The 17,154-nt window shown below is 73.6% G+C and carries 16 protein-coding genes; 8 read left to right on the top strand and 8 right to left on the bottom strand.

Annotation, left to right across the window (positions count from 1 at the left end; all coding sequences use genetic code 11):
* Window positions 1–420 precede the first annotated feature (420 nt).
* Entirely contained in the window at window positions 421–1,599 is a 1,179-nt protein-coding gene (locus tag Sm713_RS33825; protein WP_249417099.1) for a glycerate kinase, read from the bottom strand.
* 610 nt (window positions 1,600–2,209) lie between these two features.
* Between Sm713_RS33825 and Sm713_RS33820 the strand changes: the two genes are divergently transcribed.
* Window positions 2,210–2,698, top strand: a complete 489-nt coding sequence (locus Sm713_RS33820) for an NUDIX hydrolase (protein ID WP_212915035.1) — start codon at window positions 2,210–2,212, stop codon at window positions 2,696–2,698.
* A gap of 99 nt (window positions 2,699–2,797) precedes the next feature.
* On the opposite strand, the gene Sm713_RS33815 is transcribed toward Sm713_RS33820, so the two are convergent.
* Together Sm713_RS33815 and Sm713_RS33810 are read right to left on the bottom strand one after the other, a co-directional pair.
* Window positions 2,798–3,361 (bottom strand): ATP-binding protein, encoded by a 564-nt coding sequence (locus Sm713_RS33815; protein ID WP_212913760.1) that lies wholly within the window; start codon window positions 3,359–3,361, stop codon window positions 2,798–2,800.
* 124 nt (window positions 3,362–3,485) lie between these two features.
* A complete protein-coding gene (locus Sm713_RS33810) occupies window positions 3,486–4,886 on the bottom strand; it encodes an IS4 family transposase (RefSeq protein WP_249416017.1) in 1,401 nt (466 codons plus the stop codon).
* A gap of 202 nt (window positions 4,887–5,088) precedes the next feature.
* Here Sm713_RS33810 and Sm713_RS33805 point away from each other — a divergent pair, with 202 nt between their 5' ends.
* Window positions 5,089–6,441: a tetratricopeptide repeat protein gene (locus tag Sm713_RS33805; RefSeq protein WP_212913759.1), complete on the top strand. Its 1,353-nt coding sequence runs from the start codon at window positions 5,089–5,091 to the stop codon at window positions 6,439–6,441.
* 24 nt (window positions 6,442–6,465) lie between these two features.
* Here Sm713_RS33805 and Sm713_RS33800 read toward each other — a convergent pair whose 3' ends face one another.
* Window positions 6,466–6,999 (bottom strand): hypothetical protein, encoded by a 534-nt coding sequence (locus tag Sm713_RS33800; protein WP_212913758.1) that lies wholly within the window; start codon window positions 6,997–6,999, stop codon window positions 6,466–6,468.
* A 220-nt stretch (window positions 7,000–7,219) separates the two neighbouring features.
* Between Sm713_RS33800 and Sm713_RS33795 the strand changes: the two genes are divergently transcribed.
* The gene (locus tag Sm713_RS33795) at window positions 7,220–7,957 is read left to right on the top strand and encodes an NAD-dependent protein deacylase (RefSeq protein ID WP_212913757.1); all 738 of its coding nucleotides are present in this window, start codon (window positions 7,220–7,222) and stop codon (window positions 7,955–7,957) included.
* A 41-nt stretch (window positions 7,958–7,998) separates the two neighbouring features.
* On the opposite strand, the gene Sm713_RS33790 is transcribed toward Sm713_RS33795, so the two are convergent.
* From Sm713_RS33790 to Sm713_RS33780, 3 genes are all read right to left on the bottom strand, one after another.
* A complete protein-coding gene (locus Sm713_RS33790; RefSeq protein WP_212913756.1) occupies window positions 7,999–8,532 on the bottom strand; it encodes a methylated-DNA--[protein]-cysteine S-methyltransferase in 534 nt (177 codons plus the stop codon).
* A gap of 4 nt (window positions 8,533–8,536) precedes the next feature.
* Window positions 8,537–10,054, bottom strand: coding sequence for a DNA-3-methyladenine glycosylase 2 family protein (locus tag Sm713_RS33785; RefSeq protein WP_212913755.1), 1,518 nt, complete (start codon window positions 10,052–10,054; stop codon window positions 8,537–8,539).
* A gap of 159 nt (window positions 10,055–10,213) precedes the next feature.
* Window positions 10,214–11,149 carry a UbiA family prenyltransferase gene (locus tag Sm713_RS33780; RefSeq protein ID WP_308293208.1) on the bottom strand — a complete coding sequence of 312 codons (936 nt, stop codon included), beginning with the start codon at window positions 11,147–11,149 and terminating at the stop codon, window positions 10,214–10,216.
* 270 nt (window positions 11,150–11,419) lie between these two features.
* Between Sm713_RS33780 and Sm713_RS33775 the strand changes: the two genes are divergently transcribed.
* From Sm713_RS33775 to Sm713_RS33760, 4 genes are all read left to right on the top strand, one after another.
* On the top strand, window positions 11,420–12,481 hold the full coding sequence (locus Sm713_RS33775) for a type III polyketide synthase (protein WP_212913754.1): 1,062 nt from the start codon (window positions 11,420–11,422) through the stop codon (window positions 12,479–12,481).
* Window positions 12,482–12,512: 31 nt separating this feature from the next.
* Entirely contained in the window at window positions 12,513–13,067 is a 555-nt protein-coding gene (locus Sm713_RS33770) for an isoprenylcysteine carboxyl methyltransferase family protein (protein WP_374196138.1), read from the top strand.
* Entirely contained in the window at window positions 13,064–14,080 is a 1,017-nt protein-coding gene (locus Sm713_RS33765) for an NAD(P)/FAD-dependent oxidoreductase (protein WP_212913753.1), read from the top strand. The genes Sm713_RS33770 and Sm713_RS33765 overlap by 4 nt, the downstream gene beginning before the upstream one ends.
* Window positions 14,081–14,325: 245 nt before the next feature.
* Window positions 14,326–14,796 carry a GtrA family protein gene (locus Sm713_RS33760; protein WP_212913752.1) on the top strand — a complete coding sequence of 157 codons (471 nt, stop codon included), beginning with the start codon at window positions 14,326–14,328 and terminating at the stop codon, window positions 14,794–14,796.
* Window positions 14,797–14,814: 18 nt separating this feature from the next.
* Here the strand turns inward: Sm713_RS33760 and Sm713_RS33755 are convergent, their stop codons facing one another.
* Window positions 14,815–15,984 carry a hypothetical protein gene (locus Sm713_RS33755; protein WP_249416874.1) on the bottom strand — a complete coding sequence of 390 codons (1,170 nt, stop codon included), beginning with the start codon at window positions 15,982–15,984 and terminating at the stop codon, window positions 14,815–14,817.
* A gap of 361 nt (window positions 15,985–16,345) precedes the next feature.
* On the opposite strand from Sm713_RS33755, the gene Sm713_RS33750 reads away from it, so the two are divergent.
* Window positions 16,346–17,095 carry a nucleotidyltransferase family protein gene (locus tag Sm713_RS33750; RefSeq protein WP_212913751.1) on the top strand — a complete coding sequence of 250 codons (750 nt, stop codon included), beginning with the start codon at window positions 16,346–16,348 and terminating at the stop codon, window positions 17,093–17,095.
* Window positions 17,096–17,154: the final 59 nt, after the last annotated feature.

Here is a 17,154-nt window from a genome sequence, read left to right as displayed (position 1 = left end):
CGGCCCCGGCTCGTGGGCACCCCACGTGGGCCCGGTTCCCCCTTACGGGAGCCGGGCCCGCGGTGCGTCTTGACGTCTTTTTCATGCGCGGTTCCCCGCGCCCCTGAGGTGGGCCGGTGCCCCGCACGCCGGAGCGACCGCCCCAGCACCGGCAGAAAACCGAAAAGCAGCCAGAACCCCCGATACCAGGGGCGCGGGGAACTGCGCGACCGGCCCAACACCGACGGAATGCCGAAAAACACCCGAACACCTCCGGACCAGGGGCGCGGGGAACTGCGCAAAACCCCGGCGCCGGGCGAAAGCCGGGAGACGACCGCAACCAGCCACCCACCAAGGGGCGCGGGGAACTGCGCAAACCAGGTGCCACCGGGTGCCACCGGACGACGGCGTGCGGCACCGGGTGGCGCGGGACGTAGGGGCCTACGTCAGGAGGTCCCCGGCGATCCGTTCGCCGAGGAGTTCGAGGAGCGGCCCGGCCTCGGCCATACACCTGCCCACATCGGGTTCGACGTCCGTCAGGGCGTACGCCCGCCCGATCCCCGCCTCCGCCAACGCATCCGCACCCAGGGCGAGCCGCCCGCACACCGCCACCACGTCCTTGCCGGCAGCCCGCGCCGCCGCCGCCACGCCCGCCGGCGCCTTGCCGTGCAGCGTCTGCTCGTCGAGCGACCCCTCACCCGTGATGACGAGGGTGGCCCTGCCCAGCGCGGGAGCGAAGCCCAGCACGTCGAGCATCACCTCGATACCGGGCCGGAAGCGCGCGCCGAGGCCCACCAGCGCCCCGTACCCGATGCCACCCGCGGCCCCGGCCCCCGGGGCCGCCGCGATCTCCCCGGCCCGGGGCCCGAGCGCCGTGGCCAGCACCTCGGCGAAGTGCGCGAGCGACGCGTCCAGCACGGCCACGTCCTCACCCGAGGCGCCCTTCTGCGGCCCGTACACCGCCGCGGCGCCCTTCGGCCCGGTCAGGGGGTTGTCGACGTCGCTGGCGAGGATCACGTCGGTGCCGGCCAGCCGGGCGTCGAGCCCGGTGAGGTCCGCGGTGGCCAGGGTGCCCAGCGGTCCGCCACCGGGTGCCACGGGGGATCCGTCCGCGGTCAGGAACCGCGCGCCGAGCGCCGTGAGCATCCCGGCGCCGCCGTCGGTGGTGGCGCTGCCGCCCACGCCGAAGACGATGGTGCGCGCGCCCGCGTCCAGGGCGGCGCGCAGCAGCTCGCCCGCACCGTGGGTGGTGGCGGTGAGGGGCGCGAAGGTGCCGGGCGGTAGGTGCTGGAGCCCGGAGGCCTCCGCCATCTCGACGACTGCGGTGTCGCCGCTCAGCGCGTACGCCGCCGTCACCCGGGTGCCGAGCGGCCCCGTGACCTGCGTCTCACGGCGCTCGAAGCCGGCGGCGACCGCGGCGGCCACCGTGCCGTCGCCGCCGTCGGCCACCGGCAGCGGCTCCACCGGCAGGCCCGGCACGACCCGCCGCAACCCGGCCGTGAGGCGTTCGGCGACCTGCACGGCGGTGAGCGAGCCCTTGAACTTGTCGGCGGCGATCAGCACCCGCGGGGTTCCGGGGTCACTCTGCTGGCGGGCCTCGGGGTCACTGTCTTGCCGGATCCCGGGGGCGCTCTCCTGCCGGGTCTCGGGGGCCTTCTCCTCCCGGGCCCCGGTTCCGCTCTCGGCCGGCTCCGACCCGGCCGGGGCGGCCGTATCGCCGGCTCGGGCGCCGGCCCTGGCCCCGTCCGGCACCGTGCCGGACGCGGCCGTGCCCGCCTCCGCCGGCCCAGCGCCGCCCGGCACGGCCGGGCCACCGGCCGGCACCCCCGTCCCGCCACCGCTGCCGTTCGCCGGCCCGGGTGCTGTCACGCTCTGCGAGATCCTCGTCACTGCGGCGTCCGCCACGTTCTGCATCCCCTTGCTCATCCGGCCCTGCTCGGCGGCTCAGCGCACGTCAGGGCAGTCGCGCCGGTGCGACCTTAACCGGCGCGGGTGGCCGCTGCCCATGGCGCCGGGCGGGGTACCGGTGCCGGCGGGGCCGGGGCGGCCCCCACCGCCGGGGCTCGCTGTGCCGGGGACGGCGAGTGACTAGGCTGTCCGCGTGACTCCTCCGGATGCCGACGCCCAGGCCGACCCGAACGCCCACCCCGAATCGCCCGCCGCCGGCCAGGCGGAGCCCGCGGACCCGGCCGCGCCGGTCACACCGCTCGTGGACGCCACCGGGGCCGACGTGGACCCCGATTTCGCCGCGTACATCGCGAGCCTGCCGCGCATCCTCGCCGGGGCCGCCACCCTGTTCCGGGACGCCGAGGGCCGGGTCCTGCTCGTCGAGCCGAACTACCGGCCGGGCTGGGGCCTGCCGGGCGGCACCGTCGAGTCGGACGACGGCGAGAGCCCCCGCCAGGGCGCCCGGCGCGAGACGGCCGAGGAGATCGGTCTCGACATCGAGCCCGGGCCGCTCCTCGCCGTGGACTGGGTGCGCGGCAACGGCCGCCCGCCGCTTGTCGCCTACCTCTACGACGGCGGCGTGCTGAGCAGCGAGCAACTGGCCGCGATCCGCCTCCAGGAGGAGGAGCTCCTCTCCTGGCGCCTGGTGGCCCCGGCCGACCTGCCGGCCCACCTCTCCCCCACCGAGACCCGCCGCGTCGTCGCCGCCCTGGAATCCCTGGCCACCGGCACGGGCCCGGCGGAGCTGGAGGACGGCCACCGGGCGGGCTGAAGGGGGCACGCCCCTGGGAAGTCCCCGGGCCGAGGCCGAGGCGGACGACGCCGCCCACACCGGAGTGCTCAGGTGTCCAACGAGATGACGGCTCGCCGATCACCAAGACCGTTCCCCGTCGCCGGCGCGGTCGAGTCGACACCACACGGTCTTGCCGCCCTTCTCTTCAGGGGCCCACCAGACCGAGGCGGCCAGCCGCTGAACGATCAGCAGCCCCCTGCCGCTGTCCGGGAGCACCACCTCCGAAAGCCCATCCGCCAGGGTCGGGAAGAACGGCTCGCCCATGGGAAGCAACGGCGGAGTCGAATCCTCGTCACCGACACCGATGAACAGCCACTTCGGCCACAACTTGAACGTCACGTCGATCCGCCGAGCACCGCCGGGCCGGCCCAGGCCGCGGTCCGGAACCACATGGTTGATCACATTTCCGACCAGCTCTGAAACGATCAGTCGGGCATCATCCACTGCCTCAACGGCATCCACGCGCCGGAGGAAGGTGCCTGCCACGTCCCGTGCGAGACGCACGGTGTCGTCGAACTCGGCGAAGACGGTCAACGTCAGGAAGTGCCCGGAAGGGGATGGACCGGGCGCTACGAGCCAGTGAGCGAACGCATCCAACTCGTGTGCCACGTGGTCGTGCTTCGGCGCTTGATCCGTGTCCATGACGCAAACACCCGTTCCCATCACATCCGCCAGGCCCGTCCCGGCAGGGTGACCGAGGATGCATCGCTGCCCGCGACCATCGCTCCCCCCTCTTGGGGACCCCCCTAGTGGCAATGCCGTTCGGTTAGCCGTATGGCGTGCTTGGCAATGGGTTGATCGCGATGTGGACGGTGGTTCTGTGGGTTCGGTGGTCGATGTCTCGGCCGACGGCGCGGTACTTGGAGTTGATCGCTCGTTTCTTCACGCGGGGCCGGGTTCGGTTGCGGCGGGCGGGCAGGAGGTCGTCGAGGATGGCGGTGCCGATCCGGCCGACGAGGTCGATCCGGGTGTGCGCGACGATGCCGGCGGCCCGGACGATCTGGTCTCGTGCTGCGTGGAGTGCGACGGTGAATGCTGCACGATCGGGGTCGATGTCGGGCCGGTGCAGGACGGCGTCGCTCATCGCGGTGCGTAATGCCTGGTAGGCGACCAGCAGTGCCCAGGTTTCCTGGGTGACGGCTGCTGGATGGCGACCACGGAGGACCCTGCCGCCGAGGATGGTCGACTTCAGCTCGCAGTAGCTGGTCTCGATCTCCCAGCGTTCGTGGTAGAGCCTGGCCAGGGCGGCCGCGGGTGCCTCGTCGGGGTCGAGGAGGCTGGTGACGAGCCGGTAGGCGCAGTGGGTGACGGTGCGTATGGCGGCGTGGTCCGCGGGGGTGACGGTGATCGTCGCGTCGATGACGCGGACGGTGACCTCGCCGATGCGGGAGAGGAACGTGCCGTCCGGCAGACGACGCAGGACCGGTAGCTTGAGTGCTGTGCTGTGGGTCTTGGCGCGTATGAGGAAGTCCGCGCCCGTGGAGGCGACCGTTTCCACGAAGGCGGTGGCCGAGAAGTTCCGGTCGCCCAGCAACAGCATCCCGGGCCGGAGTGTTCCGGTCGCGCCCGCGGTGGTGACCAGGCGGTCGGCGTAGGTCAGCTCCCCGGTCAGATCGGTGCCGAAGACGGCGTCTAGGAGGGTGCGGGTCCCGCAGGCCACCAGTGCGACCAGGCGCAGCATGGGGTAGCCGGCCGGCCCGTTCGGCCCGGCCTTCGCCTTCAGGAACACTGACAGGTTCGCGGGTGTGTCCGGCAGGGCGATCTGGGTGCCGTCGATTGCGACCACCAGCCTGCCCGCGAACCGTGCCGCCTGTGTCGCGGTCACTGCCGCGGGGCCTTTGACCAGGTCGAATAGGGCCTTCAACGGCTTGGGGCCCACCCGTCGCATCGCAGCCGTGATCGATGAAGGCGCCGGTGCGGGCAGCCGTAGGGGCAGCGAGGCCGTCAGCCGGGACCAGACCCGTGACCAGCCCAGGCCGGTGAACAACGCACCTGCGAGGAGGAGGTAGACCACCACCCGGGACGGCAGCCGCCGTATCCGAAGCTGCGGACCACCCGCGGACGCGAGTGCCTCGTCGACGAGGTCGAACGGAACAACCTGGGTCAACTCGCCCAGGTGCCCCACGGCCAGCACACCGGGAGCATGCGTAATGACAGAATCAGACACTGCAGCCCTTGTGGAGGAACACGAGTCTTGGCGGACCCGAGAACCACTACAAGGGCTGCACCCACACCACCAGCCGAAACGCCGAGACTTGCGCCACCGGTCGAACCCTTAACCGAACGGCATTGCCCCTAGTGGGTACACTCGCGACGCGGACATGGGGAGATAGCGGACAACAGCGGGTCAAGCGCAACGGGGAGGCAAGATGACCGAAGCCGCGCCCACACCGGCTGCTCTGCCACCGCATGTACTGGAACGCGCGGATGTGCGCTCGGCGATCGCGAACCATGACTTCGGCGAGGTGTTCAGGCTCGCCCGGCTCCACGGAAAGATCAGCTACGCCAAGATCGCAGAGGCCGTCGGGTACAAGCGTGAGCACATCGGCAAGATGGCCCGCCCGGAGAACGAGGGCAAGGGCGTACGCCCGAGGATCACTCAACACCACAAGATCGTCGAAGTGGTGGACGGTCTGCGCATTCCCGGCCACCTGGCCGGACTCGCCCCACGCCCCTGGGAGCTGGAACGCAGGACCCGCGCGTCCCAGCCGGAGGACCCAAGCGCCCTGATCGCGCAAGGTGGCGCCGGGCTGTGGGATGTCGCCGAGCTTCTGCGGCGGACGGAGATGTCCAGCATCAACAGCGCCGCCCTTGAGTCGATCGAGCAGGGCATCGATCGACTGGCCCGTGCCTATCCGTACGCCGCCGCCGACTTCTTGCACCAGCGCACCCGAAGTGGCTTGCAGTACGTCACCAAGCAGCTTGAGGGCCGGGTGACCCTGCGCCAGCACAGGGAGCTTCTCGTCGATGCCGGATGGTTGTTCCTGCTGAACGCGTGCGTCCAGTACGACCGGGGCCAGCGCCAGGCCGCCAACCTCAGCAAGACCGCCGCTCTGCACATCGGCAACGAGACGGGACACGGCGAGATCAAGGCGTGGGCCTGGGAGATCGAAGCGTGGTTCGCTCTCACGCAAAGCCGCTGGCAGGACATGCTCAGCGCCGTCGAGGCCGAGCATGCCGCCGACCAGACACACTCCGTCGGCGTGCAGTTGTACGCGCACAAAGCACGCGCCGCCGCTCGCATGGGGGACGGCCGTCTGGTCCGTGACTCGCTGGACGCCGGGCGCGCGAGGCTGGACCGCCTGCCCCGCCCGGACCATCCTGAGCACCACTTCATCATCGACCCGGACAAGTGGGATTTCCACGAGATGGACGCCTACCGCCTGCTGGGGGACAGCGAGCGCGCCGCCGTTCATGCTCAGTCAGTGATCCGGATCAGCACGGGTCCCGACGGAGCCGAGATCTCGCCCATGCGAGCAGCAGAAGCACGCCTCACGCTCGGCGTCACCGCAGCTCGATCCGGTGAGATGGAGGAAGCCATCGGCATGGGCACCAAGGCCCTCGACGCCGACCGTAGATCGCTGCCTTCCCTGCTTCTGGTCGCCAACGAGCTGGACAAGGAACTCCGCTCCCGCTACCCCCGTGAGACGGCGACGCGCGACTTCCACGAACGGATCCTGACCGTCATGCGGGGCGCGACCACGCCGGAACTTCCATTCTGAAGTCCTCACCGGCTGAGGTCACGACTACGCGACGAGCCATTCTGCCGCTTGGCGGTACTGCCTCGACCGGACTTCTGCCAGTTCCCACAGAGCAGGCAGACCGTTCTTTCGGAGCTGGTCTTCCGTCTCCTGCTGGCAAGCCAGCTCGAAGCGGGCAAGGCTGCCGAATGAGCCGATACGGATGGCGGACGGCCAAACTGCCGCTGCTTTCGACGCGAAGTCCAGGCATTGCGCCGCCACGATGTCCTGCTGCTTTGGCTTGGTCAACACCACCGCGAGGCACACCACGGATGTCCAGCCTCTGATGAAGTCATGACCCGCGAACTCCGCCGGGTACCTGGCATCCAGAAACCAGCTCTCGGCAAACGCAGAGCCGAGCACGTCGTCATCGAGCTCTTGGCCGTCAAGAAACGCCACGATGTTCCCCACTCCCGCCATGATCAGGTTGTACGGATCACGCAGGCTGGCTTGCTCGCTCAGCACCTGCACGGCACTGCCAGGTCGGATGGCCGCGGCGCGACACAGGGCTTCCCCAACGGCGTCAAACGTCTCGCCCACGATCCCCCTCCCCTGGCACAGCCCCGACAGAGGGCGGCGTGCAGGGACCATAACCGCACGGATGCCAAAGGAAACGCCCAGGTTGAAGCGGCGGCGGCCGGCGTGCCTTCTCGCCTTGCTCCTGAGGGGGAGACCGGAGAGGCCCGGCCACGGGCCCGGAGGTGGGCTGCGCCGATGTCCGTTCTCTCCGGGCGGGCAGGGACGCCCTACCCTCGGCGGTATGACCTCGCCTCTCGTCGCGATCCTCAGCGGTGCCGGCATCTCCACCGATTCGGGCATTCCCGACTACCGCGGCCCGTCGGGCGTGTGGACGCGCGATCCCGACGCCCAGAAGCTCGTCACCTACGCGTACTACATGAACGACCCGGAGATCCGTCGCAGGGCCTGGCAGGTCCGCCGCAAGAACCGCACCCTCACCGCCGAGCCGAACGCCGCGCACCGCGCCGTGGCCGACCTGGAGCGCGCCGGCGTTCCGGTGCGGGTCATCACGCAGAACGTGGACGGGCTGCACCAGCGTGCCGGCCTGCCCGCCCGCAAGGTCCTCGAACTGCACGGCAGCGCACGGACCGCGATGTGCACGCAGTGCGGCGCGCGCTCGGCCATGGCGGACGCGCTCGTCCGGGTGGAGGCCGGGGAGGACGACCCGGCGTGCCTGGCGTGCGGCGGGATCCTCAAGTCGGCCACGGTGATGTTCGGCGAGTCCCTCGACACCGAGGTCCTCGGCGAGGCCGTCGCGATCACGAAGGCCTGCCAGGTGTTCATCGCCGTCGGCACCAGCCTCCAGGTCCAGCCCGCGGCCGGACTCCCCGGCATCGCCGCCGACAACGGCGCACGGGTCGTCATCGTCAACGCCGAGCCCACCCCGTACGACGACATCGCCGACGAGGTCATACGGGAACCCATCGGCACCGCCCTGCCCGAACTGCTGGAGCGGCTGCGCGCCGGCGGCGGCCTGTAGACCGCGCGGCGCGGCCCACCGCGGACTCGGGCTCTCCGGGGTCAGAACAGCCCCGTACCCCGCTCGAAGTCGAGCAGCCGGCGCTTGCGCGCGACGCCGCCGCCGTAACCGGTGAGGTCGCCGTTCGCGCCGATCACGCGGTGGCAGGGGACGATGATGCTGACGGGGTTGCGGCCGTTGGCCAGGCCGACCGCACGGGACGCCTGGGCGCTGCCGAGGGTGCGGGCGAGCTCGCCGTAGGAGCGGGTCTGCCCGTACGGGATCTGCAGGAGCTGCTCCCAGACGCGGCGCTGGAACGGTGTGCCGGCCAGGTGCAGGGGAAGGTCGAACTCCTTGAGGTCGCCTGCGAAGTAGGCCGTGAGCTGTTCGATCACGGCGCGGAAGGGGGCGTCGTCGGGGTCGCCGGGGGCGCCGAAGGTCTCCTCGGCGGGGCGGTGCCGCTGGTCGGTCATGTAGAGGCCGCAGAGCGCGCCGCCGGTGGCGACCAGGGTCAGCCGGCCGTACGGGCTGTCGATGTGGGTGTGCAGGGGCCCGGTGGTCGCGGGGTTCGTGGGCTCTGTCGTCGTGGGGTGCATGATGTCACCTTTTCCTGCTGGTCGTGCGGGGTACGGGGCGTGCGGGGGCGGTGGGCGGCATGACGTTGACGGGGTGGTCGTCGGTGGCCCACAGGTACTGGAGGGCGTAGGCGCGCCAGGGCCGCCATCGCGCGGCGCGTGCGGTGAGCGCCGCCGGGGTGCCGGGCAGGCCGGTGTGCCCTGCCGCGCGGCGGGTGCCGAGGTCGGTGGGCAGGAAGGCGTCCGGGTCGCCGAGGCCGCGCATCGCGATCAGCTCGACCGTCCAGGGCCCGAACCCGGGCAGTTCGGCGAGCCGGACGCGCGCCTCGTCCCAGTCGCTGTCGGCGCCGAGCCGCAGGGTGCCGTCGGCGAGCCGGCCGACCAGCGTGGTCAGGGTGGTGCGCCGGCCGCGTGGCAGGGCCAGTTGCTCGGGATCGAGTCCGGCCAGTGCGCCGGGCGAGGGGAAGAGGTGGGTGAGGCCGCCGCCGGGGTCGTCCACGGTTTCGCCATGCGCGACGACGAGGCGGGCCGCGTGGGTGCGGGCCGCGGCCGTGGACACCTGCTGGCCGAGCACCGCGCGGACGGCGAACTCCGCCTCGTCGACGGTGCGCGGCACCCGGCGGCCCGGTGCCTTCGCCACGAGCGGCGCGAGCACCTCGTCTGCGCTCAGCCGCTCGTCGACGGCGACGGGGTCGGCGTCCAGGTCGAGCAGGCGGCGGCAGCGGGTGATGGCGACCGGCAGATCGCGCAGGTCGGTGAGGGTCAGCCGGCAGTCGACGTGGGCGGGGGCCGGTGCGAGGGCGACGACACCCCGGCCGTGCGGCAGCCGCAGCGTGCGCCGGTAGGCACCGTCGCGCCACTCCTCCACACCCGGCACGGCGGTGGCCGCTAGGTGCCCGAAGAGGTTGTCGGGCGTGAGCGGGGTGCGGAAGGGCAGCCGCAGCGCGAGGGCGCCTCCCGCGGGCGCCGGCGTGGAGCCCTTCGGCAGCCGCGCCCGCAGCTCGCTGGGGCTGAGCGCGAAGACCTCCCGCACGGTGTCGTTGAACGTGCGGATCGAGGCGAATCCGGCGGCGAAGGCGATCTCGGCCATCGGCAGCGCGGTGGTCTCGATGAGCAGCCGCGCCGTCTGGGCGCGCTGGGCGCGGGCCAGGGCGAGCGGCCCGGCGCCGAGTTCCGCACCCAGCTGCCGTTCCACCTGGCGGGCGCTGTAGCCGAGCCGGCCGGCCAGGCCCGGCACGCCCTCGCGGTCCACGACGCCGTCCGCGATCAGCCGCATGGCGCGGGCCACGACGTCGGCGCGCTCGTTCCACTCGGGCGAGCCCGGGGTGGCGTCGGGGCGGCAGCGCTTGCAGGCCCGGAACCCGGCGGCCTGGCAGGCGGCGGCGCTCGGGTAGAAGCTCATGTTCTCCGGTTTGGGCGGTACGACGGGGCAGCTCGGCCGGCAGTAGATTCCGGTGGTCAGCACGGCGGTGAAGAACCAGCCGTCGAACCGTGCGTCCTTCGACTGGACGGCGCGCACGCACCGCTCGGTGTCCGTGTACATGCCTCCAGCATGGCCGACCGGCGCCGCGCCTACTGGCGGGAATCCGACATGAGCCTTGCGCTGCCAGCATCTCTTCGCTGCCCTGGCCTGGTAGCTGGCTCCAGCGGGTTGCTGCGGGTCCAGCGGGTTGCTCCGGCCCACGTCGGCGCCCGCCACGGCTCAGGCCAGCGCGCCGCCGCGCAGCAGGAGCAGTGCGACGGCGGCGGCCGCCGTCGCGAGGGTGGCCAGGAACGGGAGCCGGCTGCGGGGTCCTGCCGCGGCGGGCAGCGCGGTGGCCGCGGCCGGCGCGGCGGTGAGGGCGAGCGCGGTCCAGCCCGCCGTACCCGGCGGTCCGGGCGGCCCGAGCACGAGGACGGCACAGGCCGCGAGCAGCGGAACGGGCCCCAGCAGCCGGGCGCGCCGCCTGCCGAGGCGCTGCGGCAGCCCGCGCACCCCCGCCGCCAGGTCGTCGTCGATGTCCGGCAGCACGTTGGTGAGGTGCGCGCCCAGGCCCAGCAGCGCGCCCGCGGCGACCGCCCAGGCGGGGGGCCACGGGTGGCCGGGGAGGGAGAGCGTGACGAAGGCCGGCAGCAGGCCGAAGGCGAGGGCGTAGGGCAGCCAGGACGCGAGGGTCCGCTTGACGCCGGCGTTGTAGCTCCAGGCCGCCGCGACGCCGGCCAGATGGGCGGCGCCCGCCGCGAGGCCGTTCGCCAGCGAGAGCGGGACGCACAGGGCGAGCGCGCAGCCCGCCGCGAACGCCACCACCCGCGGCCCCACGGCACCGCTCACCAGCGGCTTGTCGAGGCGGCCCGCCGCGATGTCCCGCGCGAGGTCGAGGCGGTCGTTGCACCAGCCCACCGAGAGCTGGCCGGTCAGCACCGCCGAGCCGAGGAGCAGGCAGCCGAGGGGGCCGTGTCCGGAGACGGCCGCCAGTGCGGTGATCACGGCCGTCACGGCGAGCGTGGGCTCGGGGTGACAGGCCCTCAGCAGGCCGAGCAGGGCGGCGGTCGCCCGCCGCGGCACCACGCCGGTGACGCCGGTGCCGACGGGAGCGCCGGGCCTGACGGGGACGCCGGGGACGCCGGGGACGGTGGTACGGCGTCCGGTATGAGCCACCTCATGATGCTAGGCCCCGTCCACCCCCGTACGCCGGAACGGCCCGCGGAGTCCTGCCCACCTTCCACGCCCAGGCGCCCCGGCGCCCAGACGCCCAGACGCCCAAGCGCCCAAGCGGCCCGGCGACCCGGCGACCCGGCGGCCAGCGGGCCAGGTGCCCGGACACCCCGGGCGGCCACCCCCTGGCGGGCGAGCACGAACCTTCGCCACACCCCAACCGCTGACCGTCATTTCAAATCTTTTGCTGTTTTTCGTTTATATAGTACGTCAATGACGCGAATCGTCGCCGTCCACGGCGTCCTCCCGCGGTACCGGTACGAGCAACACGAGGTCAGGGACGCGTTGCTGGCCATGGGGCCGGTGCGCGAGGAGCACCGGCACGTCTTCGAGCGGCTGCACGCGGAGTCCACCGTCCGGACCCGGCACCTCGCCCTGCCGCTGGAGCGGTACGCCGGCCTCGGCGGGTTCGGCCGGGCCAACGACCGCTTCATCGAGGTGGCCGTGGACATGGGCGAGGAGGCGGTGCGCGCCGCGCTGGACGCGGCCGGGCTGCGCGCGCGGGACGTGGACCTGGTCATCTCCACCTCGGTCACCGGGATCGCCGCCCCGTCGATCGAGGCCCGGCTGGCGGGCCGCCTGGGGCTGCGGCCGGACGTGAAGCGGGTGCCGGTCTTCGGGCTGGGCTGTGCGGGCGGCGCGGCCGGCATCGCCCGGCTGCACGACTACCTGGACGGCCGCCCGGACGGCGTGGCGGTGCTGCTCTCCGTCGAGCTGTGCTCGCTCACCCTCCAGCGCACCGACGACTCACCGGCGGGCATGGTGGCCGGCGCGCTGTTCGGGGACGGCGCCGCGGCCGTCGTCGCGGTGGGCCGGGACCGTCCCGGCGGCCCGCCGGGCGGCCCGGTGGTGGTGGCGAGCCGCAGCCGGCTCTACCCGGACACCGAGCGCCTGCTCGGCTGGGACATCGGGGACGAGGGATTCCGGATCGTGCTGGGCAGCGGGCTGCCCGGGCTGGTGGCGCGCCGGCTCGGCCCCGAGGTGCGCGCGTTCCTGGCCGACCACGACCTGAAGACCCAGGACGTGACGGCGTGGGTGTGCCACCCGGGCGGCCCCAAGGTGCTGGAGGCGGTGCGGGACAGCCTCGATCTGCCCGCTCGGGCGCTTGAGCTGTCGTGGCGCTCGCTCGCCGAGGTCGGCAACCTCTCCTCCGCGTCCGTGCTGCACATCCTGCGGGACACGCTGGCGCTGCGCCGCCCGCTGGCCGGCACGCCGGGGATGATGGTCGCGATGGGCCCGGGGTTCTGCTCCGAACTCGTCCTGCTGCGCTGGTAGGTGGCCGATGACCCTGACGATGGCCCTGCCGATGACCGTGCCGGCGGCCCTGCCGCTGATCGAGTCCGTGGCGCCCTACACGCTGCTCATCGCGCTCGTCGCGACAGAGCGCGTCGCCGAGCTCACCGTCGCCCGCCGCAACGCAGCCGCCAGCCGCCGGCTCGGGGGCGTCGAGCACGGGCGCGGGCACTATCCGGTGATGGTGGTGCTGCACACCGGCCTGCTGGCCGGCTGCCTGGCGGAGGTGGCCGCCGCGGGCCGGCCGTTCCTGCCCGCGCTGGGCTGGCCGATGCTGGGGCTCGCGCTGGCCGCGCAGGCGCTGCGCTGGTGGTGCGTCACCGCCCTGGGGGCGCGCTGGAACACCCGGGTCATCGTCGTCCCCGGCCGCCCGCTGGTGACGGGCGGCCCGTACCGGTGGATGGACCATCCGAACTACCTCGCCGTCGTCGTGGAGGGCGCCGCGCTGCCGCTGGTGCACGGCGCCTGGCTCACGGCGGCCTGCTTCACCCTGGCCAACGTGCCCCTGCTGGCCGTCCGGCTGCGCTGCGAGAACGCCGCCCTGGCCGCGGCGGCCCCGGTACCGTGATCGACCTGCTGGTGGCAGGCGGCGGTCCCGCGGGGCTCGCCACGGCCATCCACGCCGCACGGGCCGGGCTCGACGTCGTCGTCGCGGAGCCCCGGGCACTGCCGGTCGACAAGGCATGCGGGGAGGGCCTGATGCCTCCGGCGGTCCGATCGTTGGCGGAGCTGGGGGTCACCCTGCGGGGCCAGCCCGTTCGCGGTATCCGCTACGTGGACGCCCGCCACCAGGCCGAGGCGCGCTTCCGCGGCCTGCCCGGCGTGGGCGTGCGCCGGACCGACCTGCACGCCGCGCTGGCACGCCGGGCCGCCGAGCTGGGCGTGCCGGTGCTGCCGGTGCGGGTGACCGCGCCGCGTCAGGACCGGGACGGGGTCACGGCGGCCGGGATCACCGCCCGCTACCTCGCCGCCGCCGACGGGCTGCACTCCCCCATCCGCCGGGGCCTCGGCCTCGGCGGCGCGCCGGACGGGCGGCCCGCGCGGTACGGGCTGCGCCGGCACTTCGCGGTGGCGCCGTGGACCGACTGCGTGGAGGTGCACTGGTCGGAGCGGGCCGAGGCCTACGTCACCCCGGTGGGGCCCGGCCTCGTGGGTGTCGCCGTCCTCACCGGCGAGCGGGGGCCCTTCGAGGAGCAGCTGGCGCGGTTCCCCGCGCTGGCCGCCCGGCTGCCGGACGCGGCCGTGACGCCGGTGCGCGGCGCGGGCCCGCTGCGCCAGCGGGTGCGTGCCCGGGTGGCCGGGCGGACCCTGCTGGTGGGCGACGCGGCGGGGTACGTCGACGCGCTGACCGGCGAGGGGATCTCCCTGGCCCTGGAGGCGTCGTTCCATCTCGTGCGGTGCGTGCGCGCAGGCCGGCCCGAGGAGTACGAGCGGGCCTGGCGCCGGTTGTCCCGGCGGTACCGGGCCCTGACGTGCGCGCTGCTGTGGCTGCGCGGCCGCCCGGCGCTCGGCCCCCGGATCGTGCCGGCCGCGGCGCGCTTCCCCGGCGCGTTCGCCTGCGCGGTCAACCGCCTCGCGTGACGGCCCTCGCCCGCGGCCTGCCACCACCCGGCGAGCGGAGGCCGGCGGCCGGCCGACCGGGGCGCGCCCCGCACAGCCGGCTGCCGGCGCCTGTCAGGAGCGTCCCCCACCGCCTCCCCGACAGGCGTATCCGGGCATGTACTCCTATAGTGGAAATGCTTGATCACCGCGGGTGAGGGAGTCTCGATGGACCCGTCCTTCCCTCCGTCCGCCCACTCCGCGGGGCCGGCCTCCCGGAGCACGGCATGCGCAGGCGCATAGGACTCGGGCGCCGCGGCCGGGGCGGGACGAAGCTGCCGGCGCTGCTGCGGGAGATCGCGAAGTTCGGCGCGGTCGGCGGCCTCGGGCTGGTGGTCAACTTCGCGGTGTTCAACGTCTGCCGGGCTCTGACCTCGCTCTCCACCCTGCAGTGCAGCGTGGTGGGCACCGGCGTGGCGATCGTCTCCAACTACCTCGGGTACCGCTACTACACCTACCGCGACCGGGACAAGCGGGGCGCGACCCGGGAGTTCACGCTGTTCGTGGTGTTCAGCGTCGCCAGCCTCGTCATCGAGAACGGGGGGCTGTTCGCCGCGCTGCACTGGTTCGGCTGGGACACCGCCCTCCGGGACAACCTGGTCAAGGCGCTCGGCATCGCGCTCGCCACCGCGTTCCGCTTCTGGTCGTACCGCACCTGGGTGTTCCGGCTGGCGCCGGCCGCGGAGGAGAACGCCTGAGGGATGGCCGGCGCCGCGTCAGGGTGCCGTCGGCGCGATGACGACGAGGTACGCGCCGTAGCAGACCGAGATCCCGGCCAGACCCCCCGTCAGCACGGCCCTGGTCAGCGGCCGGGCCCTGGCCAGCGCGAGCGCGGCCGGGATCAGCAGCGGGAAGGCCGGCAGGAGGAAGCGCGGCCGGGACGCGAAGTAGTTGGAGCCGCCGAGGGCGATCGCCATCAGGACCCCGGTGTACGCGAGGAGGGCGAACGGGGGCCGGTCGAGGACCAGCAGCACCAGAGCGACCACGGCCGCGATCAGCAGGGCGCCGGCCGCGTACTGGCTGAGCCACGCCTCGCGCGTCGCCAGCCGGTGGCCGAACCACAGCGTCCAGTGGCCGAAGTCGAAGCGCGAGCCCCAGACCCGCTGGACGTCGAAGTACCCCGTCGGGGAGCCCGCCCGCAGCCCGGCCCAGCCGATGTACCCCAGCCAGCCCAGCGGCGCGAGCACGGGCGCCGCCCACACCCGCGGATCCCGCCGGCACCCGGGATCCCGCCACAGCGCGACGGCCGCGGCGCAGCCGACCGCGGCGGCGACCGCGATGCCGTTGGGCCGGGTGAGTCCGGCGAGCACGGAGAGGAACCCGGCCCACAGCCACCGCCGGGTGAGCACCGCGTACAGCGACCAGGCGGCGAACGCGGTCAGCGACGACTCGCTGTACGCCATGGTCTCCACGACGGCGTTCGGCAGGAGCCCCCAGAGCACCACGAGCACGATGCCCACCCGCCGGCCGTACAGGTGGGCGCCGACGGCGAAGATCCCCAGGCACGCCACGGCCGCGGACACCCAGGCGACGAGCAGGCCCACGTTGGCCGCCCCGATCGGCAGGACCGTCGAGACGGCCCGCTGCAGGCCCGGATAGAGAGGGAAGAACGCGAGGTCGGTGTAGGTGACGCCGTGCTCGTCCGGCAGCGTCATCACGCCGTAGCCGCTGCGCGCGATCCGCTGGTACCAGAGCGCGTCCCAGTGGCCCGCGATCCTGCTGCGCGGATGCCTGCCCACCACCCACGAGGTGGCCACCACCGCGAGCAGGCAGGCCAGGCGCACCGCGGCGTAGACGCCCAGCGCCGGCGCCGCCGTGCTCAGCACCCCGCGCGCCCTGACAAGCCCGCTGGTCCGCTCGGCGGTGGGCGTTGGGTCCCCGGACACGGCACACCTCCGACACGGCACGGGGACGCGCTCCGCGGCGGATGTGCCGGGCGCATCGGTTCCACCCTCGGTGTCCGGCGGGCGGGCGGCCACCGGGGAGCGGCCGGTCGGTGGTGCGGGCGCCTTTGCCGGCGCGGCGGCACGGCTGTCCGGGTGACGATCCGGCGCCAGGGCCGGGGACGCTGCACGGCGCCCGCCCCCGGACGCTGCGAGGATGCGGCGAGGAGCGCCTGTGAAGCGGCCCGCGGGGTACGTGCGGTGCCGCAGGGCGTCCCGCGAGGCACCCGAGCGATGCCGCGGAGCGTTCGGCGAGGCACCCCCGCGGCCTCCGAAGCCAAGGGGAAGGGAAGGAGCACGTGGCATGTCCGGATCCCCGATGACCCAGGCCCTGATCCTCGCGGGCGGCCAGGCCACCCGCATGCGGCCCTACAGCGACCACGCCCCGAAGGCGATGGTGCCGGTGGCCGGCGCGCCCATCATCTGCCACCAGTTGCTGTGGCTGGCGGCGCACGGGGTGAGGTCGGTGACCGTGTCGGGCGGCTACAAGGCGGAGGTGATCACCGAGTACGTCGGCGACGGCGCACGCTTCGGCCTGGCCGTGCGGTACGCCGTCGAGAAGGAGCCGCTGGGCCGGGGCGGCGGCCTGAAGTTCGCGGCCCGCGCCCTGGCCGACCCCGGGGCGCCGTTCTTCGTCCTCAACGGCGACGTGATCAGCTCCTGCTCGCTCGCGGACCTGGCCGCCTACCACGGCGGGCACGACGGGCACGTCACGGTCGCCCTGTCCCCGTACCGCTCCCGGTGGGGCATCGCCGACCTGGACGAGGCGGACCGCATCCGCAGCTTCGTGCAGTCCCCCGAGCTGCCGTACTGGATCAACGCCGGGATCTACGTCTTCGACCCGTCCGTGGTGGGCCTGCTGCCCGACCGGGGCGACCACGAGGACAGCACGTTCCCCCGGCTGGCGCGCGACGGGCGGCTCGTCGGGTACCGGCTGTCCGGCTACTGGCGGGGCATCGACACCGTCAAGGACGTCATGGAGGCGTCGCGGGAGCTGGAGGAGTCGGGGCGGGTGCCGGCCGCCGAGTTCCTGACGGGGGTGCCGGAGGGCTGAGCGGGGGTGGGGCGCTTGTAGCCCACCCCCGGGTGGGGCGCGTGCGGCCGGGAACGGGT

It is taken from the genome of Streptomyces sp. TS71-3, from assembly GCF_018327685.1.
Lineage (GTDB): Bacteria > Actinomycetota > Actinomycetes > Streptomycetales > Streptomycetaceae > Streptomyces.
The sequence above is the reverse complement of the archived record's forward strand: the minus strand, read 5'-3'. Positions and strand labels throughout refer to the sequence as shown.